The sequence below is a fragment of the uncultured Martelella sp. genome (assembly GCF_963677965.2).
Taxonomy (GTDB): domain Bacteria; phylum Pseudomonadota; class Alphaproteobacteria; order Rhizobiales; family Rhizobiaceae; genus Martelella; species Martelella mangrovi.
The window spans coordinates 1,618,680-1,641,351 of sequence record NZ_CAXXFM010000001.1 but is presented as its reverse complement, the minus strand read 5'-3'; the positions used below and the strand labels follow the sequence as shown (position 1 = coordinate 1,641,351).

At 60.7% G+C, this 22,672-nt stretch carries 26 protein-coding genes; 14 read left to right on the top strand and 12 right to left on the bottom strand.

The window, feature by feature from the left end:
- Positions 1–69 precede the first annotated feature (69 nt).
- The 4 genes from ACHZCU_RS07765 to ACHZCU_RS07750 form a co-directional block, all read right to left on the bottom strand.
- Entirely contained in the window at positions 70–402 is a 333-nt protein-coding gene (locus ACHZCU_RS07765; RefSeq protein WP_319518316.1) for a hypothetical protein, read from the bottom strand.
- Between the two features lie 92 nt (positions 403–494).
- Positions 495–1,379: an NAD(P)-dependent oxidoreductase gene (locus ACHZCU_RS07760; RefSeq protein ID WP_319518315.1), complete on the bottom strand. Its 885-nt coding sequence runs from the start codon at positions 1,377–1,379 to the stop codon at positions 495–497.
- Positions 1,376–1,894 (bottom strand): gluconokinase, encoded by a 519-nt coding sequence (locus ACHZCU_RS07755; RefSeq protein ID WP_319518314.1) that lies wholly within the window; start codon positions 1,892–1,894, stop codon positions 1,376–1,378. Before ACHZCU_RS07755 ends, ACHZCU_RS07760 begins: the two co-directional genes overlap by 4 nt.
- A gap of 1 nt (position 1,895) precedes the next feature.
- Positions 1,896–2,660, bottom strand: coding sequence for an SDR family oxidoreductase (locus ACHZCU_RS07750; protein ID WP_319518313.1), 765 nt, complete (start codon positions 2,658–2,660; stop codon positions 1,896–1,898).
- A 227-nt stretch (positions 2,661–2,887) separates the two neighbouring features.
- Here ACHZCU_RS07750 and ACHZCU_RS07745 point away from each other — a divergent pair, with 227 nt between their 5' ends.
- Entirely contained in the window at positions 2,888–3,922 is a 1,035-nt protein-coding gene (locus tag ACHZCU_RS07745) for an L-idonate 5-dehydrogenase (RefSeq protein ID WP_319518312.1), read from the top strand.
- Between the two features lie 101 nt (positions 3,923–4,023).
- Here the strand turns inward: ACHZCU_RS07745 and ACHZCU_RS07740 are convergent, their stop codons facing one another.
- On the bottom strand, positions 4,024–4,443 hold the full coding sequence (locus ACHZCU_RS07740) for a heme-binding protein (protein WP_319518311.1): 420 nt from the start codon (positions 4,441–4,443) through the stop codon (positions 4,024–4,026).
- Between the two features lie 29 nt (positions 4,444–4,472).
- A complete protein-coding gene (locus tag ACHZCU_RS07735; RefSeq protein WP_319519762.1) occupies positions 4,473–5,462 on the bottom strand; it encodes a LacI family DNA-binding transcriptional regulator in 990 nt (329 codons plus the stop codon).
- A 387-nt stretch (positions 5,463–5,849) separates the two neighbouring features.
- On the opposite strand from ACHZCU_RS07735, the gene ACHZCU_RS07730 reads away from it, so the two are divergent.
- Positions 5,850–6,722: an NAD(P)-dependent oxidoreductase gene (locus ACHZCU_RS07730; RefSeq protein WP_319518310.1), complete on the top strand. Its 873-nt coding sequence runs from the start codon at positions 5,850–5,852 to the stop codon at positions 6,720–6,722.
- 85 nt (positions 6,723–6,807) lie between these two features.
- Positions 6,808–7,755 carry a 2-hydroxyacid dehydrogenase gene (locus ACHZCU_RS07725; RefSeq protein WP_319518309.1) on the top strand — a complete coding sequence of 316 codons (948 nt, stop codon included), beginning with the start codon at positions 6,808–6,810 and terminating at the stop codon, positions 7,753–7,755.
- 139 nt (positions 7,756–7,894) lie between these two features.
- Here ACHZCU_RS07725 and ACHZCU_RS07720 read toward each other — a convergent pair whose 3' ends face one another.
- From ACHZCU_RS07720 to ACHZCU_RS07705, 4 genes are read right to left on the bottom strand one after another with little or no spacing between them, the layout of a single operon-like run.
- Positions 7,895–8,362 carry a heme-degrading domain-containing protein gene (locus ACHZCU_RS07720; protein ID WP_319518308.1) on the bottom strand — a complete coding sequence of 156 codons (468 nt, stop codon included), beginning with the start codon at positions 8,360–8,362 and terminating at the stop codon, positions 7,895–7,897.
- On the bottom strand, positions 8,359–9,429 hold the full coding sequence (locus tag ACHZCU_RS07715; protein ID WP_319518307.1) for a sn-glycerol-3-phosphate ABC transporter ATP-binding protein UgpC: 1,071 nt from the start codon (positions 9,427–9,429) through the stop codon (positions 8,359–8,361). Before ACHZCU_RS07715 ends, ACHZCU_RS07720 begins: the two co-directional genes overlap by 4 nt.
- 24 nt (positions 9,430–9,453) lie before the next feature.
- Entirely contained in the window at positions 9,454–10,209 is a 756-nt protein-coding gene (locus ACHZCU_RS07710; protein WP_106306823.1) for a ribonuclease activity regulator RraA, read from the bottom strand.
- On the bottom strand, positions 10,206–11,222 hold the full coding sequence (locus tag ACHZCU_RS07705; protein WP_319518306.1) for a Gfo/Idh/MocA family oxidoreductase: 1,017 nt from the start codon (positions 11,220–11,222) through the stop codon (positions 10,206–10,208). Before ACHZCU_RS07705 ends, ACHZCU_RS07710 begins: the two co-directional genes overlap by 4 nt.
- 132 nt (positions 11,223–11,354) lie before the next feature.
- Here ACHZCU_RS07705 and ACHZCU_RS07700 point away from each other — a divergent pair, with 132 nt between their 5' ends.
- Positions 11,355–12,551, top strand: coding sequence for a mandelate racemase/muconate lactonizing enzyme family protein (locus tag ACHZCU_RS07700; protein WP_106306829.1), 1,197 nt, complete (start codon positions 11,355–11,357; stop codon positions 12,549–12,551).
- A gap of 2 nt (positions 12,552–12,553) precedes the next feature.
- Here ACHZCU_RS07700 and ACHZCU_RS07695 read toward each other — a convergent pair whose 3' ends face one another.
- Positions 12,554–13,402: an IclR family transcriptional regulator gene (locus tag ACHZCU_RS07695; RefSeq protein ID WP_106306832.1), complete on the bottom strand. Its 849-nt coding sequence runs from the start codon at positions 13,400–13,402 to the stop codon at positions 12,554–12,556.
- A 113-nt stretch (positions 13,403–13,515) separates the two neighbouring features.
- Between ACHZCU_RS07695 and ACHZCU_RS07690 the strand changes: the two genes are divergently transcribed.
- From ACHZCU_RS07690 to ACHZCU_RS07650, 9 genes are all read left to right on the top strand, one after another.
- Positions 13,516–13,947, top strand: coding sequence for a VOC family protein (locus ACHZCU_RS07690; RefSeq protein WP_319518305.1), 432 nt, complete (start codon positions 13,516–13,518; stop codon positions 13,945–13,947).
- A 167-nt stretch (positions 13,948–14,114) separates the two neighbouring features.
- A complete protein-coding gene (locus ACHZCU_RS07685) occupies positions 14,115–15,197 on the top strand; it encodes a mannonate dehydratase (protein WP_319518304.1) in 1,083 nt (360 codons plus the stop codon).
- Positions 15,198–15,228: 31 nt separating this feature from the next.
- A complete protein-coding gene (locus tag ACHZCU_RS07680; RefSeq protein ID WP_106306841.1) occupies positions 15,229–16,455 on the top strand; it encodes a sugar ABC transporter substrate-binding protein in 1,227 nt (408 codons plus the stop codon).
- Positions 16,456–16,524: 69 nt separating this feature from the next.
- Positions 16,525–17,379 (top strand): carbohydrate ABC transporter permease, encoded by an 855-nt coding sequence (locus tag ACHZCU_RS07675; RefSeq protein WP_106307343.1) that lies wholly within the window; start codon positions 16,525–16,527, stop codon positions 17,377–17,379.
- A gap of 4 nt (positions 17,380–17,383) precedes the next feature.
- On the top strand, positions 17,384–18,214 hold the full coding sequence (locus ACHZCU_RS07670) for a carbohydrate ABC transporter permease (RefSeq protein ID WP_106306843.1): 831 nt from the start codon (positions 17,384–17,386) through the stop codon (positions 18,212–18,214).
- Between the two features lie 10 nt (positions 18,215–18,224).
- Positions 18,225–19,031, top strand: coding sequence for an aldo/keto reductase (locus ACHZCU_RS07665; protein ID WP_319518303.1), 807 nt, complete (start codon positions 18,225–18,227; stop codon positions 19,029–19,031).
- Between the two features lie 325 nt (positions 19,032–19,356).
- Positions 19,357–20,490: a Gfo/Idh/MocA family oxidoreductase gene (locus tag ACHZCU_RS07660; RefSeq protein WP_319518302.1), complete on the top strand. Its 1,134-nt coding sequence runs from the start codon at positions 19,357–19,359 to the stop codon at positions 20,488–20,490.
- A gap of 29 nt (positions 20,491–20,519) precedes the next feature.
- The gene (locus ACHZCU_RS07655) at positions 20,520–20,708 is read left to right on the top strand and encodes a hypothetical protein (RefSeq protein WP_319518301.1); all 189 of its coding nucleotides are present in this window, start codon (positions 20,520–20,522) and stop codon (positions 20,706–20,708) included.
- Positions 20,709–20,808: 100 nt separating this feature from the next.
- Positions 20,809–21,165 (top strand): DoxX family protein, encoded by a 357-nt coding sequence (locus ACHZCU_RS07650; RefSeq protein ID WP_319518300.1) that lies wholly within the window; start codon positions 20,809–20,811, stop codon positions 21,163–21,165.
- Positions 21,166–21,189: 24 nt separating this feature from the next.
- Here the strand turns inward: ACHZCU_RS07650 and ACHZCU_RS07645 are convergent, their stop codons facing one another.
- Positions 21,190–21,564, bottom strand: a complete 375-nt coding sequence (locus ACHZCU_RS07645) for a helix-turn-helix domain-containing protein (protein ID WP_319518299.1) — start codon at positions 21,562–21,564, stop codon at positions 21,190–21,192.
- A gap of 186 nt (positions 21,565–21,750) precedes the next feature.
- On the opposite strand from ACHZCU_RS07645, the gene ACHZCU_RS07640 reads away from it, so the two are divergent.
- Positions 21,751–22,671 carry an NmrA family NAD(P)-binding protein gene (locus ACHZCU_RS07640; RefSeq protein ID WP_319518298.1) on the top strand — a complete coding sequence of 307 codons (921 nt, stop codon included), beginning with the start codon at positions 21,751–21,753 and terminating at the stop codon, positions 22,669–22,671.
- Position 22,672 lies beyond the last annotated feature (1 nt).

Below are 22,672 nucleotides of genomic sequence, written 5' to 3'. Positions count from 1 at the left end.
CCCGGCCCGGCCGCGCAGGCGCTTTTGGCCGGGTTCCCGGTCCGTCAGAAAACGTGGACGAAGCAAGCGTCACGCCGGTGCGTATTGGTCGCCGTCGAAGACGTGATGGTGAACGCGGCCGGTGAACATCTCCAGAAGCCCCTGGGTCACGTCCCGGCTTTGATAGCGCACATCGGATTCCAGCGCTTTGGCGACAGCGTCAAGACTGTCATAGCGCACCGCCATGACGAGCGCATATTCGGGCGCGCCATCGTCGCGTTCGACGCCGAAATAGACCTGCAGGTCTTGCGCGCCGGGGAATTGACGCCAGAGCGGCACCAACCGTTCGGTCACGTAAGCGCGAAATTCGGCCTCGCGGCCTTCATTGATCCTGCCTTCGAAAAGGGCGTAGCGGATGATCATTCAAGTGTCCTCCCTGAAAAGCCGCGTTAGCGCGGTCAGGCGCTGGGAATGGAGAAAGGCGCACCCTTTCCCGGTTTGTCATGCCAGCCGGATCATTCCGGCCGGGTGGTCCCGTCGAGCAGGCGCATCATTTCAGCAGAGTCCTTCGGACCCAGCCCCGCGGCGACCAGAAGACGGTGAATTTCGGTCACCTGGCCGGTCATCGGCAGCGGCGTGCGGGTCTTCAGCGCAAAGGATTGCAGGCTGTCGAGGTCCTTCAGCATGTTGTCGATGCGGCCTGTCGGGGAGAAATCGCGGGCGGCGAACTTGCCCATGAATTCCTGCATGATGTTGCTGTCGGCCCGCCCGCCGGCCAGCGCCTGCGGAATGCTGGCCGCATCGACGCCGCCGGCCTCGGCCAGCTTGACCGCCTCTGCGACCGCCTGAAACTGGACGGCGCAAAACAGCTGGTTGATCAGCTTTGTTGTCTGTCCGGCGCCGCTCGGGCCCATCAGGGTGTAGTTGGCGCAAAGATCGTCCATGACGGCGCGCGCGCTCTCGAAATCGTCCCTTGTGCCGCCGGCCATGACGGTCAACCGCCCTTTCGCCGCACCCGGCGCGCCGCCGGAAAGCGGGCAGTCGACCCAGCCCATGCCGGTCTGTGAAAGCAGCTGTCGGGACATGTCGGCGGTGGCCTTCGGGTCGATCGACGACATGTCGATCAGCAGCTTGTCTCCGCTTGCTGCTTCGGCGACGCCGTCCTTGCCGAAAACGACGGCGTTGACGATATCGGCATGGTTCAGGCTCAGGATCACGAAGCGGGAAGCCGCGGTTGCCTCCTGCGGATTTGCCGCGGCCGTCGCGCCGCGCTCCACCAGGGCTGCGACCTTTCCGGCATCCAGATCCGAAACTATCAGCTTGTGTCCCTTTTCCAGGAGGCGCGTGGCAATGGCGGTACCCATGATGCCTGCGCCGATGACGGCGATTGCCTCGGTCATTGTCGGTCTCCTTGTTCCGCTTTCACAAAGGCGAGAGAGGTCTCGGCAATCTTTTCCGGTTTCAGATCGCAATCGAGTGTCAGGACATCCGGCTCGCCGTCGGTGGCTTCCAGCGTTGCAAGCTGACTGTCAAGCAGGGAGACCGGCATATAATGGCCGGGCCGGTTGGCCATGCGTCTGGCAAGCACATCGCGCTCGCCCTTCAGGTGAATGAAGCGCAGTGCCGGGCCGGCGCGCTGTCTCAAAAGATCACGATAGCTTTTCTTCAGCGCCGAGCAGGCAACGATAACGCCGTTGTCGTCGCCCGCTGTGGCAAGCGTCTGGCCAACCAGTTCGAGCCACGGTTTGCGGTCGTCATCGTTGAGCGGAATGCCGGCCCGCATTTTCTCCACATTGGTGTCCGGATGCAGGCTGTCACCCTCGACGAAACGGGCGGCGAGCGCTTCGCCAAGGGCGCGGCCGGCAGAGGATTTGCCACAGCCGCTGACCCCCATGACCACGATAGCGGTCGTCATCTCACACGCTCACAGTGATGCCGCCGTCGACGGCAAGGACATGGCCGTTGACGAAGGATGATGCCGGCGAGGCCAGATAAACCGCAGCGCCGACGAGTTCCTCGACGTCGCCCCAGCGACCCGCGGGGGTGCGCTTTTCCAGCCATGCGGTGAATTCGGGATTATCGACCAGTGCCTGGTTGAGCGGGGTCTTGAAATAGCCGGGCGCGATGCCGTTGATCTGCAGCCCGTATTTGGCCCAGTCGGTGCACATGCCGCGTGTCAGGTTGCGCACGGCGCCCTTGGTGGCGGTGTAGGGGGCGATGCCGGGACGGGCAAGCTCGCTCTGCACCGAGCAGATGTTGATGATCTTGCCGCTGCCGCGCTTGATCATGTGGCGCGCAACCGCCTGGCCGGTGAAGAAAACGCCCGAAATATTGGTTTCGAGAAGGCGGTGCCATTGTTCTTCGGGGAAGTCCTCGAGCGGCGTGCGATACTGGATACCAGCATTGTTGATCAGGATTTCGATCGGGCCGGCCTTGTCCTCAATCGCATCGACACCGGTTTCAACAGCCTGTTTATCGGTAACATCAAACACCGCCGAATAGGCCTTCACGCCCTTTTCGGCAAATGCTTTCACGGCCGCTTCCGCACGCTCGCCATTGCGGTCGTTCACGACAGGAATGGCGCCCTGATCGGCGAGCCCGGAAATCAGCGCATGACCGATTCCCTGGCTGGAACCCGTTACAAGAGCGAGCTTTCCGTTGAGCTTGAACATATCGGACATTGGCATTCTCCTACCCTGTGGCCGGCGCGCTTTAATGGGTGATCCGCTGGTGCATGGAAATATCTGCGCCGCTTCCGAATGTTCTTGACTTAACTGTTATCGATAACATAATCAACATTAAAATCGGTCCCGGACAAAAATCGTCGGGCAGGACATTACAGGCGGGGCGAAAACCGGTCTCCGATTTCCGGAGCTGCGCCGAACAACGCTTATCAAGGGAGGCAGTGATGAAAGCTGCAATCATCCACGCGGCAAAGGACCTGCGCATAGAGGACATCGCACCGGAAACGGCCGGTCCCGGCCAGCTGGAAATCAGGATCGGTGCGGGCGGCATTTGCGGTTCCGACCTGCACTACTACAATCACGGCGGCTTCGGTGATGTGCGCGTTCGCGAACCGATGATCCTGGGACACGAGGTGGCCGGAACGGTCACGGCGCTTGGTGCGGGCGTTGACGGGTTTGCGGTCGGTGATCGTGTTGCCGTTTCGCCGTCACGGCCCTGCAATAGCTGCGAATACTGCCTGAAGGGGCTGCAAAACCACTGCGTCAACATGCGCTTTTACGGCAGCGCCATGCCGATGCCGCATATTCAGGGCGCGTTCCGGCAAAACCTGGTCGCCGAAGCCTGGCAGTGCCACAAGGTTGCCGATACCGTTTCGCTTGGCGAAGCCGCAATGGCGGAGCCGCTTGCGGTCACCCTCCATGCGGTTTCCCGCGCAGGATCGCTTCTCGGCAAGCGGGTTCTGGTGTCCGGCTGCGGCCCCATCGGGGCGCTGTGCATTGTGTCTGCCCGCGCGCATGGTGCGCGTGAAATCGTGGTCACCGACGTCATGGACGACGTCCTGCCTTATGCGGAAGCTGTCGGCGCCAACCGGGTGATCAATGTTGCCAAGGACCCGGAAGCGCTTTCGGCCTATGCGGCCGGCAAGGGGTCTTTTGATGTGATGTTCGAGGCATCCGGCAATGCCCGTGCCCTGGCCAGCGGCCTGGAGGCTCTGCGCCCGCGCGGCGTTCTGGTTCAGCTCGGCCTTGGCGGCGAAGTCGGTCTGCCGCAGAACATGGTGGTCTCCAAGGAGATCGAGATCCGCGGTTCGTTCCGCTTTCACGAGGAATATGGACTGGCTGTCGATCTCATCAATCAGGGCAGAATCGACATCAAGCCGCTGATTTCGCAAACCTATCCGCTCGATGACGCTATCGCTGCCTTCGAAACCGCCAGCGACCGGTCGAAATCGATGAAGGTGCAACTGGCCTTCGAATAGAAATGCTGGCCCTGTCGCTTTTCCATCGATGAAGCGACAGGGCTGTCTTTTGCATCTCAGATGCGGCCTCGTCCTTCGGACCGGGGCCTTGCGTCGGACACTCAGACCGGATCGGCGCCAATGGCGGCAAGTGCTGCCTGGGCGACGATGATGTCCTGATCGCCGGTGCCCGAACCGATGCCGATGCCGCCGGCCAGCAGGCCGTCAAAGCGGATCGGAAGGCCGCCCTTGAGATTGATGACGTCGCCTTCGGTGGCGATGGCCGCCGTTATCGCAAAGTCCGGCGCCATCTGCCCGGTCGGCCCATTGATCGAGGCTGCGGTTATGGCCTTGGCCCGCGCCGTTTTCATCGAGGTGAACTTGGCGCCGTCCATGCGGAAAACGGTCAGCGTTTCACCGCTCTGATCAACGATCACGACGTTCTGCGGAACCTCGATTTCTTCTGCCTTGGCCACGGCTGCGGCAAGGGCGGTCATGACGCCGCTGTGGCTGAGGGCGACGGCTGGGCGGGTGTGGGACAATTCGCTTTCCTTTCGTGAGTGATGAACGGTCACGTGCTTTCGCGCAACAACACCTTATAGGGCGTCAGGATCAGTTCGTCATTGCCGGCTTCGTCACCGGCAATCTCGCGCAGCAGTTTTTCGGCCGCAAGGCGACCGATATCGTGGCAACCGACATTCACCGTGGAAATGCGCGGATGGCAGAAGGCGGAGATCTCGTAATCGCCAAATCCGGCAATCGCGATATCCTCGGGGACCCGGATATTGCGCCGCTGGCATTCCATCAGCGCGCCGAAGGCAGAGAGGTCGGAGACGCACAGGACCGCCTCGGTATCCGGCCAGCGCTCGAGCATCGAGACAATTGCCTGGGCGCCCTGCTCGATCGAAATGGGGGGCACGCCGAAGGAAATCAGCCGTCCGGGTTCCAAATCCAGTTCCTTGATGGCGTTGAGAAAACCGATCTTGCGCATATTGCCGCGGGTGTCGCGCGTGCTGGTGCCACCGATATAGCCGAATTTCCGATATCCCTTGGCTGCCAGCGCCTTCACCATGTCGCGCATCACCGCGCTGTTGGAAAATCCAACGACGCTGTCGATCGGTTCCTCGGGAATTTCCCAGGTCTCGATCACCGGTATTGCGGAATTGACCAGCATGCGCCGGGCGCTCAGCGTGTGCGCACCGCCGGTCAGGATAATGCCTTCGGGGCGGCGCTGCAGCATCGACTGGATCAGCTGTTCTTCCTTGTCCGGCGAGTAGTCGGTATAGCCGAGCAGCAGCTGCAGTCCCGTTCCTTCCAGCGTTTCGGTAATGCCGCGCGCCGTTTCGGAGAAGTTCGAATTGTTGAGGGAGGGGACGAGGGCTGCGACGAACCCGGTCTTGCGCGACGACAGCGAACCGGCCGACTGATCGAGAACATAGCCGAGCTCGTCAACCGCTTCGAGGATGCGCTTTCGCGTCTCGCGGGAGACGTGGCCGTCTTTCTTGAGCGCTCTTGAAACCGTCATCGTCGAAACGCCCGCCAGCCTGGCGACATCTGCCATGGTCGGGGCGCTTTGCGGTCGAGCGACGTTTTTCTGGCCGTTTTTCACTTTGTCTTTTGCCAAACCGAATTTCCGTAAACGGTTCCCTGCTGCTGAACCATGGGCCTGCGGCTGTGCGCGCCACCTGATCTTCTGGTCAGGGGGCGGCCAGCTGTCAATGAAGCATAGCCTTCACCCCCAGAAGATGCCGGAACCGTAGCCCCGATTTCCCAGGTTTGAGAAGGCTTTGTCTTGACGTTTATAACATATCTGTTATCGATATCATAGGTCTTTGTTACCACTGTTTCCGCAACACCGTTTTCGGGTGATCATATCGGAATGGCTTTGACCGGCGGACAGGGCGCAGGTCATGTTGAACAGTCTGAGAATCACGCGGCTGAGGATATTATGAAAATAGCATTTCTGGGAACCGGGCTCATGGGCGCACCGATGGCGCTCAACCTGATCAAGGCGGGCTTTCCGGTCACCGTCTGGAACAGGAGCTCCGGCAAGACGGATGCCCTGTCGGAAGCCGGCGCAAAAGTGGCGACGACACCCGCCGGCGCTGTTGCGCAGGCCGATGTTGTCATCACCATGGTTTCCGATGGTCCCGCCGCCGCCGACCTGCTGTTCGGGCAGGAGGTCGCCCGCAACATGCAACCCGGCGCGACGGTGATCGACATGAGTTCGATCAAGCCTGCCGAAGCGCGTGAGCACAGCCGCAGACTGGGCGAAATGGGTATCCATCATATCGATGCGCCGGTCAGTGGCGGAACGAAGGGGGCGGAAGCCGGCAGCCTGGCCATCATGGCGGGCGGCGAAGATGCGGTGTTTTCGCCGCTATTGCCGGTTTTCGAGGCCATGGGGCGGGCCATCCTGCTCGGGCCTTCGGGAAGCGGGCAGCTGGCAAAGCTTGCCAATCAGGCGATTGTCGCCATTACCATCGGTGCGGTGGCGGAAGCCACACTGCTGGTGCGCGAAGGCGGCGTCGATCCGGCCCGGTTCCGTGCCGTGCTGCAGGGCGGCTTTGCCGATTCCGTTATTTTGCAGCAGCATGGTGCGCGCATGCAGAACAGCGATTTCACGCCCGGCGGACGCTCTGCCTTCCAGCTCAAGGATCTTGAAAATGTCCTGGCGGAATGCCGGGAGATGGGCATTTCACTGCCGCTGACCACGCTTCAGCGCGATCGTTTTGCAGATCTTGTCGAGCGCCTCGACGGCGCCGATCTCGATCATTCCGCCTTGTTCGTCGAACTTCTCGACCGCAACAATCTGTCCTGAAAACAAGGGCCGTCCGCTTTCCGGCAGGCGGCCTTTGCTTCGGGCATCTATGATATCGATAACATATAATCAAAGGAAAACACCCATGTCCAAAGTCGAAATCCTTCAGATCGGCGCCTATCAGAGCTGGGACGACGAAAGGCTGAACGCGCAATTCACCATGCGGCGCTATTACGAGGCCGAAGACAAGCAGGCCTTCGTCAAGGAGCATGCGGCCAATATCCGCGGCATTGCCACCCGCGGCGAACTGGGCGCCGACCGGGCGCTGATCGAAGCCCTTCCTGCCCTTGAGATCATCAGCGTCTACGGTGTCGGCTATGATGCCGTTGACCTTGATGCCGCCCGCGAACGCGGTATCCGCGTCACCAATACGCCGGATGTGCTGACCAAGGATGTCGCCGATCTCGGTGTTGCGATGATGCTCTGCCTGTCGCGCGGCGTCGTCGGTGCGGAGGCATGGGTGAAAAGCGGCAATTGGGCAGAAAAGGGGCTTTATCCGCTGATGCACCGCATCCACGGCAAACGCGCCGGTGTGCTCGGTCTCGGCCGCATCGGCTACGAAGTTGCCCGCAGGCTTTCCGGCTTCGACATGGATATTGCCTACAGCGACGTGGCGCCGAAGGATTTCGCCAGCGACTGGACATATGTCGAGACGGCCGAAAAGCTGGCGGAAAATGTCGACTTCCTGTTCGTCACGCTGGCGGCATCCGCCGCAACGCGCCATATCGTCGACAAATCCGTAATCGAGGCGCTGGGGCCGGATGGCATGCTGGTCAACATTTCACGCGCGTCGAATATCGACGAGGAAGCGCTGCTCGATGCGCTTGAGGGCGGCAAGCTCGGCGCGGCAGCGCTTGATGTTTTCGATGGCGAGCCGAATATCAATCCGCGGTTTCTGGCGCTCGACAATGTCCTGCTGCAGCCCCATCACGCCTCGGGGACCTATGAAACCCGCAAGGCGATGGGCAAGCTGGTGTTTGACAACCTTGTGGCCCAGTTTGACGGCAAGCCCTTGCCGACGCCGGTGCTCTAAGCGGCACGGTAAGCGCCCCGGTGCCGCCACTATCGTCCCGAAGCGTCGGGCGAAAAAGCCTTTACCGGCTTTTCGTTACCCGACGCGCCGGGGGTAAAAAAACGGACCGTCGGACGATGTTCATCAGTCGCCCGATGGTCTAGGCAAGCAGTGCGCGAAGCGCCTCGGCGCCCAGTTGATGATCCTGATACTGGGTGAGGCCGGAGACGGTGACGCAGCCGACGAAGCCGCTGTCGGCGGTCCTGATGGCGACGCCGCCGCCGGAATGCACGAAATCGGCTTCGCTCAGCTTGAACTGTTCGGGGATCTTGCGGCCGCGCTCGTCACATCTGAGGGTGACCAGAAGCGAGCTTTCCCAGAACCGTTCGACGACGTTGCGCTTGCGCCTGATCCACTCCGCGTTATCCGGGCTTGCACCCGGCATCGCGGCGAAGAACAGCCGCCCGCCGATGCCCGAAACCTCGATGGCAATCGGATAATTCTCGGCGGAGGCGCGCGCCCGGATGTGATTTCCGATCGTCCAGGCGACATCCGCGTTGAATGCAGGCAGAACGAGCGTGCGGCGCTCTTCTTCCAGGCGGGCGATATGATCGAGCCGTTCGCTCACAGGCGCCTCCCCGACTTGCGGTCGAAGACATGGACCTTTTCCGGCGGGACATGCGCCTGGATCGTCTGATCCACCGCATATTCGCTGGCCGCATCGACCACGGCGAGGAATGGTTGGGCCGTCTTTCCGGTGGAAACCGAAACCAGTGTCTGCGCGCCCGTCGGCTCGACCATGGTCACGGATCCGGCAAAGCTGCCGTCACCCAGGGCAAAATCTTCCGGCCGGAAGCCGAGGGTCACGTCCAGACCGGCCTTGTCGGCATAAGACGCCGGCAGCACGATGTCGTTGCCATCGACACAATGGCCGACGACGGTTTCACCCTTCTTCGCGATTTCGGCGTCGATGAAATTCATCGCCGGTGAACCGATGAAGCCCGCGACAAACAGGTTTGCCGGCTCGCGATAGAGGTCGAGCGGCCGTCCGACCTGTTCGATGATGCCGCCATTGAGCACGACGATGCGATCGGCAAGGGTCATGGCCTCGATCTGGTCATGGGTCACGTAGACCGAGGTGGTGCGCACCTTCTGATGCAGCGCCTTGATTTCGGCGCGCATCTGGACGCGCAGCTTGGCATCGAGGTTCGACAGCGGTTCGTCGAAAAGGAACACCTCGGGATTGCGCACCACGGCGCGGCCCATGGCAACGCGCTGGCGCTGGCCGCCGGAAAGGTTGGCAGGCTTGCGGTCCAGCAGGTTTTCCAGCCCCAGCATGCGGGCGGCTTCATCCACGCGCTCGTTCTGCTGGGCCTTGGGCGTGCCGGACAAACGCAGATTGAAGCTCATGTTCTGGCGCACGGTCATATGCGGATAGAGCGCATAGGACTGGAACACCATCGCGATATTGCGTTCGCGCGGCGAAAGATCGTTGACGGTTTTTGCACCGATCTGGATTTCGCCTGCCGTCACCTCCTCAAGGCCGGCCAGCATGCGCAGCAATGTGGATTTGCCGCAGCCCGAAGGACCGACCAGCGCCAGGAATTCGCCATCCCTGACATCGAGGCTGACGTCGTGAATCACTTCGACCGAGCCAAAGGACTTCTTGACGTTCTTGAGACTGATATTAGCCATGTTACTCCTCCACGGCGGGTTTGTTCAGAGCGGGTTCTTTTCGCGCCATGCGCGGTATTCGGCCTCGACTTCCTTGGAAATCGGGTAGTATTTGCGAAGATCGGCACCCTGGCTCAGCCTGAGACGGGCAAAATCCTCCCAATCGGCATGTTCATTGCCCATTTCGAGGATCTGTTCGGCAAGCTTGATCGGAACGACCACCGCGCCATCATCGTCGGCAACGACGATATCGCCCGGCAGCACCGTGGTGCCGCCGCAGGCAACAGGCACGTTGACGGCATAGGGCATCAGGCCGGTCTGGGTGTGGAAATTGGGGGTGCGGCCGCGCGACCAGATATTGACCCCGAGATCGGCAATCTTCGGCGTATCGCGCAGGCAGCCGTCAACCACCAGCCCGGCACCCTTGCGGCCCTTGAAATAGGTCATCATCATCTCGCCGAAAATGCCGGAATGCATGTCGCCGCGGGCATCGACGACGACGACATCGCCTTCCTGCACCAGATAGAGCACATGGCGGTGGATCTGCTTTTCCGGCTCTTCATATTCCTCGCCGGGGGCAAGGTCTTCGCGCTTGGGCAGAAACTGCAATGTCAGCGCCGGGCCGGCCATGCACTGGCCGTGGGCCATCGGCGTCAGGCCGGTCAGTTGCGGATCGCGGATGCCCAGCCGGCTGAGTTCGCCGCTGATGGAGGCCGTGCCGATCTGCGCCAGGCCGTCGACAAGCTTTTTCGGCGGGCGGGTGATATCGGCAGGCGGCGTGACGGATGGATCGATGATCATATGGAAGCGACCTTTTCCCAGGTATGGCTCTTGGCAGAGCGGTAAAGTGCGTCGATTGCCGCCATGTTGTTGACGGCGTTTTCGATCGGATATTCGGCGGGTGTCTCGCCACGGAAGACGCGGGCGGCCAGATCGGCCTGAAGCGTGTACTGGTCCGAAGCCGCAATCACTTCATGGCGCATCTGCGCCGGATCGTTGGTGCCGTCGGCATCGATCGTGATCGTCACTTCTTCGCCTTGTGGCGCATTGAGTGAAACCGGCACCTCGATACGGCCCTTGCGGCCGATGATCTGGACCGTCTGGAAACGCGCCAGCTGCGTGCCGCAGGTAAAGGAAAGCTGCCGTCCGTTGCCGAAGTCGATGATCCCGCTCATCAGCCGGTCGGTGTGCATGTTCGGGTCGATATCGCTGATGGCGACGACCTGCTGAGGTTCGGCATTGAAGACAAATCGCGACAGGAAGAGGGCATAACAGCCGACATCATAGAGCGCCCCACCGCCGACTTCGGCGATGTTGCGGATATTGTTGGGGTCGTCGTTGAAGAAACTCATCGTCGTCTGCATCAGGCAGACTTCGCCGATCTCGCCGGAACGGATGATCTCGGCGACGCGCAGCCATTGCGGATGCTGGCGCACCATCACGGCTTCCAGAACCTGTTTGCCGGTGCGCTCACGTGCGTCAATCAGACGCGCGGCTTCTTCGGCGCTCATCGCAATCGGCTTTTCGCACAGCACATGCTTGCCGGCTTCCATGGCGCGAATCGACCAGTCGACATGCATGTTGACCGGCAGCGGATTGTAGATCGCATCGATTTCCGGATCGGCCAGCAATTCTTCATAACTGCCGTAAGATACCGGAATCTGGAGTTTTTCGGCCGCCGCCGCCGCTTTTGCCGCGTCGCGCGAGGCAATCGCCTGAACCGTGACCAGCTCGGATTTCTTCATACCGGGAATGACCTTGCGCATACCGATTCCGGCTGTGCTCAAGACACCCCATTTGAGTTTATCGGACATGGATGCCCTCCCATAGTTTCATATTTGGACCAAATAGGTTCCGAATATGGATTGAAAAGAGAGGAAAATTCAGTCAAAGTCAATAGCGAAGAGTCGCGATCACAGCGACGGGCAGGGAAGCAGGAGCGCCCAATGAAAATCACGGACCTTAAATGCGCGGTCATTGGCAACCACCCGGTTGTCCGTATCTCAACCGATGAAGGGATTTACGGGATCGGCCAGGCCGAATTCTACAAACCGTTTCTCAAGCCGCAGATACTGCAACTTCGCGAAGCCATTCTCGGCGCCGACCCGACGGACGTGGAGCGCGTCATGTTGCGCATCCGCCAGCGGGGCGGCAACAAGCCCTTCGGAAGCGCCGTCAGCGTGATCGAGATGGCGCTGTGGGATATTGCCGGCAAGGCCGCGAACCTGCCGGTTCACAAGCTGCTTGGCGGCAAGGTTCGCGACAAGCTGCGCGTCTATAATGGCGGCATCCGCTTTCCGCTGAACGGCTACCGGCCGGAAGACTATGCCGACGACATGCGCAAGATGATGGCTCTGCCGGAAGGCTTCACCATGATCAAGCAGCCGATCGCCTTCCACTGCGCCATGAAGGAGGTGGTTCCCGGCTATCATTATGGCGAGCATGCGGGGGCCGGGCCGCACGGTATTCTCGAGCGCGGCAAGATCACCGAGAAGGGGCTGCGCCATACGATCGATTGCGTCGAGGCGATGAAGGAAGTTGCTGGGGAAACGGTCGGCATCGCGCTTGATTGCGGTCCGGGCTGGATGTTTTCCGATGCGCTGCGGTTTGCCCGCGGCGTGGAGCACCTCGATCTGCTCTGGCTCGAGGACCTGATTTCGGGCGACTACACGCCCTGGTCGGACACCGATCTTTATCGCGATCTGACGACGGCGACCTCGTCACCGATCCATACCGGTGAGCAGATCTATCTCAGAAACAACTACAAGCCGCTGATCGAAGCGCGCGCTGTCGATGTGATCGGCCCCGATCCGGCGGATGTCGGCGGTCTTGCCGAGCTGAAATGGATTGCCGAATACGCCGACCTGCACGGGATCATGATGGCGCCGCATGGCACGGCCAACGGATTGATCGGCCTTGCCGCGCTCATCCAGGTCAGCGCAACGCTGCCTGCCAATTTCATCGCGTTTGAATACCCGATCGCCGTTCCCGAATGGTGGGCGGAGATCGTCACCGGCTTGCCGGAGACGATCGTGAAGGACGGGTTTGTCGACGTTTTGACCGCACCGGGCCTCGGCGTCGACCTGATCCCCGAGGCAGCCGAACGCTATCTGAATGACGACGATGCGGATTTCTTCAAATGAGATCAGCCGTTCCAGCCCGTCGAACTGCGCTTGGGCGCTGCCGGCAGGTCCGCTGCGATGGCGCCGGCGCTGGAAATCGTGGCGGCGCGCAGCATATCGAGGCGGCTGCCATCGGTTTCGCCCGCGAGATAGGGCAGGCTGAGGGCGGCAATCGTCTTGCCGTTGCGGTCGGGCACCGGCGCGGCAAAGGCGTTCACGCCGGTGGAAAATTCGCCTTCGTCCCAGGCCCAGCCCTGACGGCGGATGCGGGTCAGTTCGGCGCGCAGGCTCTTTACCGAGGTGATCGTGCGCGGCGTGTAGCGCGCCAGCGTCTCGGGCAGAATGGTGTCCAGCTCCGATTTGGTGAGGCTGGCGAGCAGGACCTTGCTTGCCGCGCCCGCATGCAGCGGCAGGCGCTGTCCCGGCACGCCGGCAAGCGCATGACCGCGCGAACCGGGGCTGGCGGCAATCACCACAACGCCGTCCTCGTTGAGAACGGAGAGTTTGCAGCCTTCCCCCGTGGTCTCCGAAAGCCGCTCCATATGCGGGGTGGCCAGCAGCACGATATCGATATCGGCGGCGCTCGGCAGGACGCGGGCGGCCAGCGAAATCAGCCGCGTGCCGAGCACATAGCTTCCGTCTGGAAGGTGGCGGACAATACCGTAGGCATGAAGCGAATTCAGCAGGCGGTAGACCGTGGTGCGCGGCAGGTGCAGCACTTCCACAAGCTCGCGCATCGATGCGCCGCCGGGCTTTCGCTCAAGATAGGACAGAACATCCATCATGCGATCGATTGCGGGAATGCGGTTTTTTTCCGCGGCTGCACCATACCCCTCGGCTGCCACCCCCGGCGCATCAGACCTCGTTTTCATAGAATGATCCCAAATATGAACTTTTTCTTTTGGGTATCGGGATTTTCGGCGCTTGTCCATCGGTCGGGCGCACAAACCTTGGGTACAACCCACATTGCAGAGGAGTAAACGCAATGGTTTTCACCGGAATCGCTCACGTGGCCATTCGTTGCACGGACATCGAAAAGTCGCTTGAATTCTACCAGACGGTTTTCGGTTTTCCCGAAATGTTCCGCCTGAATCAGGACGACGGCCGCGTCTGGCTGGTCTACCTGAAGGTGACCGACACGGTCTATCTCGAGCTCTTCCCGGAAGGCGAAGGCAACCCGGTTCCCGGGCCAAACGCCACGGGTCTCAACCATTTCTGCGTTGAAACCGGCGATATCGACGCGGCTGCAAAGCGCTTTGCGGAAATGAATGTTCCGCTCGCCAAACCGGTTGTGACCGGCCGCGATGGAAACCGCCAGTGCTGGGTCGACGACCCCGACGGCAACCGTATCGAGGTCATGCAGATGATGCCGGACAGCATGCAGTTCGCTGCCATCAAGGCCATGGCTGCCAAGTAGGCGATAATTCGCTCAACCGGCGTCGCATTCAGGACAAAGGTCTTGACTCGATGCGTTATGACGATCTAGTTTCATATAAAGAACAATAAGTTCCAAATATGGACTTTTTGAAAGAGATGCAAAACCGGGAGAGGCGAAGGTTTGGCAATCTCGATTGGGAGCACGAAATGCGGGTAGGACTGACACTTTTCGGAGAAAGCCTTTCACCGGCCGGTGCGCGCTTTGCCGTCCAGCTCGGTGTCCGGGATGCTGTCATCCATCTCGTGCGCTACGGCCACAAAGCCGACCCTTCGGGCTGGCTGGCCGGCGAAGCAGGTCCGCCTCTCTCCGAAGACCGCGACGCCGTGCTCTGGGACTATGAAACGCTTTCCGGTGCGGTGAAGATGCTGGCCGACAACGGCCTTGGCGTTGCCGCGCTGGAAAACTTCTCGCCGTCCTTCTGGTCCGACATCCTCCTGAACGGCCCCGAACGGGCAGCGCAGATGGATGGTCTGAAAAAGCTCGTCCGCGATTGCGGGCGGGCCGGCATCCCCGTCATCGGCTACAATTTTTCACTGGCCGGTGTGTGGGGCTGGCAGAGACAGCCGATCGCCCGTGGCGGCGCGATGGCAACGACATTCGACATGTCACGCTTCGATCACGACCGGCCGATCCCCGACGGTATCGTCTGGAACATGCGTGTGCGTGAAGGTCGCGGGCCCGATCCGGTGACCTGCAGCGAAGAAGAATTGTGGCAGCGCCTCGAATGGTTCCTGAAGGAACTGGTGCCGGTGGCCGAAGAAGCGGGCGTGGTGCTTGCCGCGCATCCCGACGATCCGCCTGCCGACAGCCTGCGCGGGACCGCCCGTCTGGTCAATCGCCACGAAAAATACGACCGGCTGCTGCAGATCGTCGAAAGCCCCTCCAATGCCATGCAGTTCTGCATCGGCTCGCTGATGGAAATGCCGGGCGATGTCTACGAAACCACGCGTCACTACGCCCGCACGGGGCGGATTGCCTATGTGCATTTCCGCAACGTCAAGGGCAAGGTTCCCCGCTATGCGGAAGCCTTCATCGATGACGGCGACACCGATATGGCCGAGATCGCCCGTATCCTTCATGCCGAAGGCTATGACGGCGTGCTCGTTCCCGATCACATTCCTGAAATTTCCTGTCCTGCCCCCTGGCATGTCGGGATGGCGCACGCCGTGGGCTACATGAACGCCCTCGTCAGGACAGCGCCGCGGGTCAACGACCCGCAAATGTCCTGAACCACAACACTTCTTACTTGGGAGGAAGACCATGAGACTTAAATCCAAACTCGCACTGACCGCGGCCGTGCCGCTGTTCCTGATGCAGGCCCCGGCCTTTGCCGGCGAAATTACATGGTGGGCGCCTGAATTCGGTGCCGATCGCGCCGAAGCGCTGGCGCAGAAGTTCGAAGAGCAGAACCCCGATATCTCGGTCCGGGTCGAACGCGTCGTGCCCAACGGCCTGCAGAACCGCGTTCTCGTGGCCCTGCAATCCGGCAATACGCCTGACCTCATCGATGTCGCCAACGGCTGGACCGTGCCGTTCGCAACCACCGGCGGGCTGGCTCAGCTCGACGATTTCATCGCCGAAAACGAGATCGACCTTGATGACTTCCTGCCGGCAGCCCTGCAGACGGCCGAAGTCGACGGCGGCCTTTACGGCATTCCCTTCCGCGCCGAAGCGCATGCGATGATCTACAACAAGGACATGTTCCGCGAAGCCGGACTCGATCCGGAAGACTTCCCGGAAACCTGGGCCGAGCTGACGGAAACCGCTGCCGCGCTGACCAATAACGGTCACTATGGCATCGGCATTGCCGGTGGCGGCGAGGTCTCCAACACGATCTTCCGTTCGCTTCCCTTCCTGTGGATGAATGGCGGCGGCGTTCTTGCTGAAGACCTGCAGTCGAGCATTCTCGATACGCCGGAATCCGTGGAAGCCGTCGACTTCTATACCAGCTTCCTGGCTGACGGCTCCGCGCCGCCCTCCACGCTCGAAAACGACGGCACGGCGCTGCGCCGCCTGTTCATCGCCGGCACCATCGCCATGTATCAGTCGGGCCAGTTCGATCTCGGCTCGATCGGTCAGGAAAACCCGGATATTGATGTCGGTACCGCGCTGATCCCGCACCCGGAAGGCAAGGAAACCGCGGTTATCCTCGGTGGCTGGAACTTCGTGATCCCGGAAGCGGCAAAGAACAAGGAAGACGCAGAAACCTTCCTCGCCTATCTGCTGGAGCCGGAAAACATGGGCTTTTACACCCATGACAACTTCCCGGCCCGCGAAACGGCCATGCAGATGGAGCAGTTCCAGCTTCCCGAATACGAGAAGTTCCGCGAAATGCTGCAGTATGCGCGTCCGCAGCCGCCGGTGAACAACTGGGTGCAGATTACGCAGATGTATTTCGACTCCATCCAGGAAATCCTGCTCGGCGGCGCCGATGTTCAGGAGGTTCTGACGGATACGACCCAGCAGATCGACGGTCTTCTGAAATAACAACTTTTCCGGCCGGGCCGCACCCATGTGCTGCGGCCCGGCCTCTCCGCTGTTTTCAAGAGGAATGCCATGCGTGTCAGTTCCCGCTTCACCGGACCGCTGTTCGTGTTTCCGGCACTTTTCGTGCTTGCCCTGCTGGTGTTTTATCCGCTGGTCTACACAGTCGTCCTTTCCGTCACAGATCCTGCGGGCAATTATGTCGGTCTGGAGAACTTCCGGACCATGCTGGATCAGCGCCTGACCGGCATCACGCTCCGCAACACCTTCGTCTACGTGTTCTTCTCGATCGTCTTCCAGATCATTCTGGGCACGGCGGTCGGCATCCTGCTCAACGCGCCCTTCTGGGGCCGTAGCGCGCTGCGTGCGATGATCGTCGTGCCGTGGGTTATTCCCGGCATTGTTGCCGCCACCACCTGGGCATGGATGTTCCACACCGAATTCGGCATCATCAACTACATGGCGCAGGGCGCCGGCGTGATCGATCAGCCGATCGGCTGGCTGACCAACCCGAACACCGTCATGCCGGCGCTGGTCACCGTCAATGTGTGGAAGATGTTCCCCTTCGTCGCCATCATGGTTCTGGCGGGCCTGCAGGCCATTCCGCAGGATGTCTATGAGGCCGCCCGCATCGACGGCGCCAAGCTGCACCACGAAATCCTCTACGTGACGCTGCCCTATCTGAAGCCGGTGCTGAGCTCGCTTTCGCTGCTCCTGGCCATCTGGGGGCTGAATGCCATCACCATCATCTACGCGATGACCGGTGGCGGACCTGCCAACCGCAGCATCATCCTGCCGATCCAGATCTTCCGTCAGGCCTTCCAGTTCTTCCAGTTCAACCAGGCTGCCGCCCTTTCGGTGATGTTCCTGGGCATTACCGGCGTGCTGATGGTTCTCTACGTAACCGTATTCGCAGAAAAGGAGTAAGGTGATGGCTTCCCGTACCCGGGCCAAATGGCCGCTTTATCCCGCTGTCGCCGTCGTCGTCGTCGTCACGATGTTTCCGTTTCTCTGGATGCTGATCTCATCCTTCAAGAAACTGAGCGAGCTCTATACCGTTCCGCCGACATGGATTCCCGAAGCGCCGAGCTGGGCCAATTACGCAAAGGTGCTGTTTGAATCCAACGTGCCGCGCTACTTCCTGAATTCGCTGATCATCTCGGCCGGTTCGACGGCAATCGCGCTGGCGCTCGCCATTCTCGCCTCCTACGGCTTTGCCCGTTTCAAGTTCAGGGGCAAGTCGCTGGCGATCTCGCTGATCATCGTCGGCCAGCTTTTGCCGACGGCGGCGATCATCGTGCCGCTTTATGTCGTGCTCAACTGGCTGAACCTGCTCAACACCTATCTCGGCCTGATCCTCGCCTATCTCATCCTGACCCTGCCGCTCAGCGTGTTCATGCTGATCTCCTATTTCCGCGGTATTCCGGTTGAGCTGGAGGAGGCGGCCATTGTCGATGGCGCCTCAAGGCTCGGCGCGCTGCTGCGCATCACGCTGCCGCTGTCGCTTCCCGGCGTTGTCGCGGTGATCGTCTATGCCTTCGTGACCACATGGAACGAATTCATCTTCGCGCTGTGTTTCGCCATCGACTCCTCCACCAAGACGCTGCCGATCGGCCTGTCGGAATTCACCACCGAATTCAACACCGACTGGGGAGCCGTCATGGCCGCCTCGGTGATCATGACGGTGCCGATCGCCATTCTTTTCCTTGCCATGCAGAAGCTCTTTGTCGGCGGTCTGACGGCCGGCGGAACCAAGGGCTGAAGGAGATACCATGCCTGACAAAATCCCGATGATGGGCCTTGGAACCTATGGCCGCCTCGAAGAAGACGGCATCCGCGCCATCGTCTCCGCGCTCGAAATCGGCTATCGCCACATCGACACGGCACAAAGCTACGGCTCCGAGCCGATGGTCGGCGAGGCGGTGCGCAGAAGCGGCATCGACCGCGACGATATCTTCATCACCACCAAGGTGGCGCAGAAGAAACTCGACCGCGCCCAGTTCATGCCGTCGGTCGAAAACAGCCTGAAGGATCTGCAGGTCGATGTCATCGACCTCGTGCTGATCCACTGGCCGTCGATTGATCCCGATGTGCCGTTCGAAAGCTATATGGAAGATCTCGGCCGCCTTCAGGATCAGGGAAAGGCGCGCCATATCGGCGTTTCCAATTTCCCGATTGCACGCCTGAAACAGGCCGAAGACGTTCTCGGTCCGGGACGGATTCATACCGACCAGGTGGAAATCCACCCCTTCCTGCAGAACAGCAAGCTCGTCGATTTTGCCCTGTCGAAGGGCATCGTGCCGACGGCCTACATGCCGCTGGCGCAGGGGCGCGTTGCCGACGATCCGGTGTTGAAGGAGATTGCCGAGGAGCACAATGCGCTCGCCTCGCAGATCTCGCTCGCCTGGCTGATGCAGCGCGGCATCGCCGTCATTCCCGCATCCTCCAGCGCCGAGCGCCAGAAGAGCAATTTCGAAGCGCAGAACATTGCCCTGAGCGAGGCGGAAATGAACCGCATCGCCGAACTCGACCGCGGTTTCAGGATTGTCGTGCCGGAGGTCGGCCCGGACTGGGACTGATTTTCAGCCCGGCCCGGCCGTGAACCCAACAGCAATGACGGGGGCGTGCGTCGTTTCCGTCAGTGCGCTGACAAAGGTTTTTCCACCCTCTTTCGTCATGCTCGGGCTTGTCCCGAGCATCTAAGCACACATCATCGCGACAGGCGTCTCGGGCGAAAAATCTATTGAATTGCAACCCATTACGAGACGCCAACGTCGCTCGCGCGGAGCGGTGATTAGATCCTCGGGACAAGCCCGAGGATGACGTCCGTAAAAAGGATAAGCTTTGTCAACACGCTGACGGGGCCGTGCGCCGTCCCCGTTTCAACAAACCGGAATAGAGATCATGAAAACCGTTCTCGGCGTCGGCCTTATCGGCTGCGGCAATATCTCGGCGGCCTATCTTGCGCGTGCCAAAACCTTCGAAAACATCACCTTTGTCGGCGTTGCCGACATGGATGAGGCCGCCGCCGAGGCGCGCGGCGCGGAATTCGGGATAAAGGCGATGTCGCCGGAGGCGCTTCTGGCCGACCCGGATGTCGATATCATCCTCAATCTCACGCCGCCCGCCGCGCATTTCCCGGTGTCGAAAATGGCGCTTGAGGCGGGAAAGCACGTCTATTGCGAAAAGCCGTTCGTGGTGGATGTCGATGAGGGCAAGGCCCTGATGCAGCTTGCCGAAGCGCGGGGCTTGCGGGTCGGTTCCGCGCCCGACACGATCCTTGGCGCGTCGCATCAGCTTGCCCGGCATCTGATCGATGACAATGCCATCGGCACAATCACGTCGGGAACCTGTTTCGTGATGAACCACGGCATGGAGGAATGGCATCCCGCGCCCGATTTCTTCTTCCGTAAAGGCGGCGGGCCGATCCTCGATCTCGGCCCCTATTACGTTGCCAATCTCGTCCAGCTTCTCGGCCCCGTTGCCCGCGTCTCCGCCGAAGCGGCAATGCCGGAAAATTCCCGCCGCATCGGCTCCGGCCCGCGCACCGGCGAAACTGTTCCGGTGGAGGTCGCAACGACGGTGCAGGCGATCCTCACATTTGAATCGGGCGCGCTGGTGACCCTCGTGACAAGCTGGGATGTCTGGCAGCATAATCTCGCGCCGATGGCGCTCTACGGCAGCGAGGGCACCATCCACATTCCCAACCCGAACTTCTTCGATGGCCCGGTGGTCGTGACCAGAAAGCGCGATATTGCCGAACTGCCGCACTGGGACCATCCGCTTGGCCCCCCCAACCGCACGGTCTCCAGCGGCGAGGTCGCCGATTACCGCACTGCCGGTCTCGCCGACATGGCGCAGGCCATCGTCGAAGGTCGCGAACACCGCTGCAACGGCGAATACGCGCTCCATGTCGTGGACGTCCTCACTGCAATTCTGCGTGCCGCCGAAGAGCAGCGCAGCATCAAAGTGTCCACGCGTTGCCGTCGTCCCGAGGCGCTGGACGGCCCGCAGGCCGGTCGCCTTCTGAAAGCCTAGGCGGGCAATTCTGCGGGAAGCAAAAGATCTTGAAGCGGCTCGGCCGCTTCAAGATCGCGCAACGGCGGACGGAATTAACAGCAGCGATGAAGCGCTGCGAGCGCGGACTTTTCTGCGAATATGCTGCCCTGCCGGTGACGTCCTTTGAGGAGCAAACGCCCTCTTTATGTTTGCAATGCGTTTTTCAAAACTTACATGACGTTCATCAATTTGCCTGATGAAGAAACACAGGCGGTCGGCAATGGCGAGCGTGGAACAGCCCGGACGTGCTGGCCGCTCACACGGTCAAATCACTTTCGCGTCATGAGGAGAAACGCTATGAAAAACATTCCCTGGAATCATGTTCTCGCAGGGCTGTTGACCGCGTTTTTTGCCGTTGGCGGAACGCTCAACCTGATGGCGTCTCCGGCAACGGTCGAGGAATATGTGCACTGGGGCTATCCGGCCTGGTTTCCCTATGTCACCGGAACGCTGGAATGGGCAGCGGCCGTGCTCATCGCCCTTCCCGTCGTCCGGCTCGCCGGAAGCGCACTTGCCGGTCTGGTCATGACGGCGGCCGGCATAACCGTGCTGTCGAATGGCGAATACGCTCACGTCATTCCGCCTGCGGTGATATTGACGCTGGTCTGCCTCAATGGCTGGCTGACATGGCGCAGCCGGCGCAAAACCATATAAATTCCAGCTTTAAAAACGGGGCTGTTACGACTTTTCGTCGTAGCGGATCCGTGATGTTTCGATTTCCGACAGGTGGCAGAAGGCCCATGCGCCGACCGCCTGAACCGGCTCGGCGAGCGAATGGCCCAGTCCGGTCAGTTCGTAATCGACGCGCGGCGGTATCGACGTCGTCACCGTGCGCGTGACGAGGCCATCCCGCTCGAGATTGCGCAATGTCAGTGTCAGCATCCGTTGTGAGATGCCGTCGATGCCCCGCTTCAACTCGCTGAAACGAAGCGGTTTTTCCCTGAGCAGCATGATGATGAGGACACTCCATTTGCCGGCGATGCTCGAGAGCACGCGCGCAACGCGCAGGCATTCCTCGGAATGGCGGATAACAGGTTGGTCGGTTCCTTGCATGTAACCCCGGTATCATTTTTGTGCCGTCTTGCGGCGGAAATACGTGGCTACATATATATACCGAGTTACAAAAATATACCAGAAAGCGACCGCCCATGGCGGCGGGCCTTTCCGGTATCCCGACCACGAACAAGGCTTCGCCGTCCTCCCGGTGCGTTGCCGAAAATCAGACAGACGAGGATAAATATGACCGAAGCAGGCAAGATCGTTGTGCTCGCTGGCGCAACCGGCAATCTGGGCTCGCTCATCGCCGATCAGCTTCTGGACAGGCCGGATGTACAATTGCGCGTGCTCGTACGGCCGCAAAGCGCGGCAAAGGTCGCGGGCCTGCGCGAAAAAGGCGCGGAGATCGTCGAGATTGAAGTCGACTCCGAGGCTCAGGCAGACCGTCTGGAAGACGCGCTTCAGGGCGCATATTCCGTGATCTCGGCAATACAGGGCGGTCCCGCCATCATCGTCGATGCGCAGCTGCGTCTGCTTGAAGCCGCCCGCAAGGCCGGCGCGCGCCGGTTCATTCCATCCAACTTCTCCTACAATATCTTCGGCGTCGACGACGGTGACAACATCAACTCGGACGACCGCCGCGCCTTTGCCAGGGCAGCCGAAAAGGCGAAGGGCGATGTCGAAGTCGTGCAGATCCAGAACGGCGCTTTCATGGACCGGATTGTTCTGTTCGGCTTTCTAGGCGCCTTCGACCTTGACGCGCGCACCGCGTTTCTGTGGGGCGACGGCAATGCCCTGATGGATTTCACCACCTATGCCGACACGGCCCGCTTCACGGTCGAGGTGGCGCTGGACGATGAACCCGTTCCAGCCATCTTCGAGGTTGCCGGTGAGACGCTCGATTTTCATGGCCTCCTGAAGACCTATGAGGATGCGTCGGGCAAATCCCTGACCGTGAAGCAGATGGGAACGCTCGCTGATCTCGACGACGAAATCGCAAAGCGCCGGGAAGCGGAGCCTGCCAATGTGTTCAGCTGGCTGCCGCTGATGTACTGGCGTGCGCTGCTGACGGGCAAGGGCAAGCTCAATGCGATTGCCAACGACCGCTATCCGCATATCATGCCGGTCAGCGTCGCGGACTATGTCAAACGCGAGGGACTTTGAG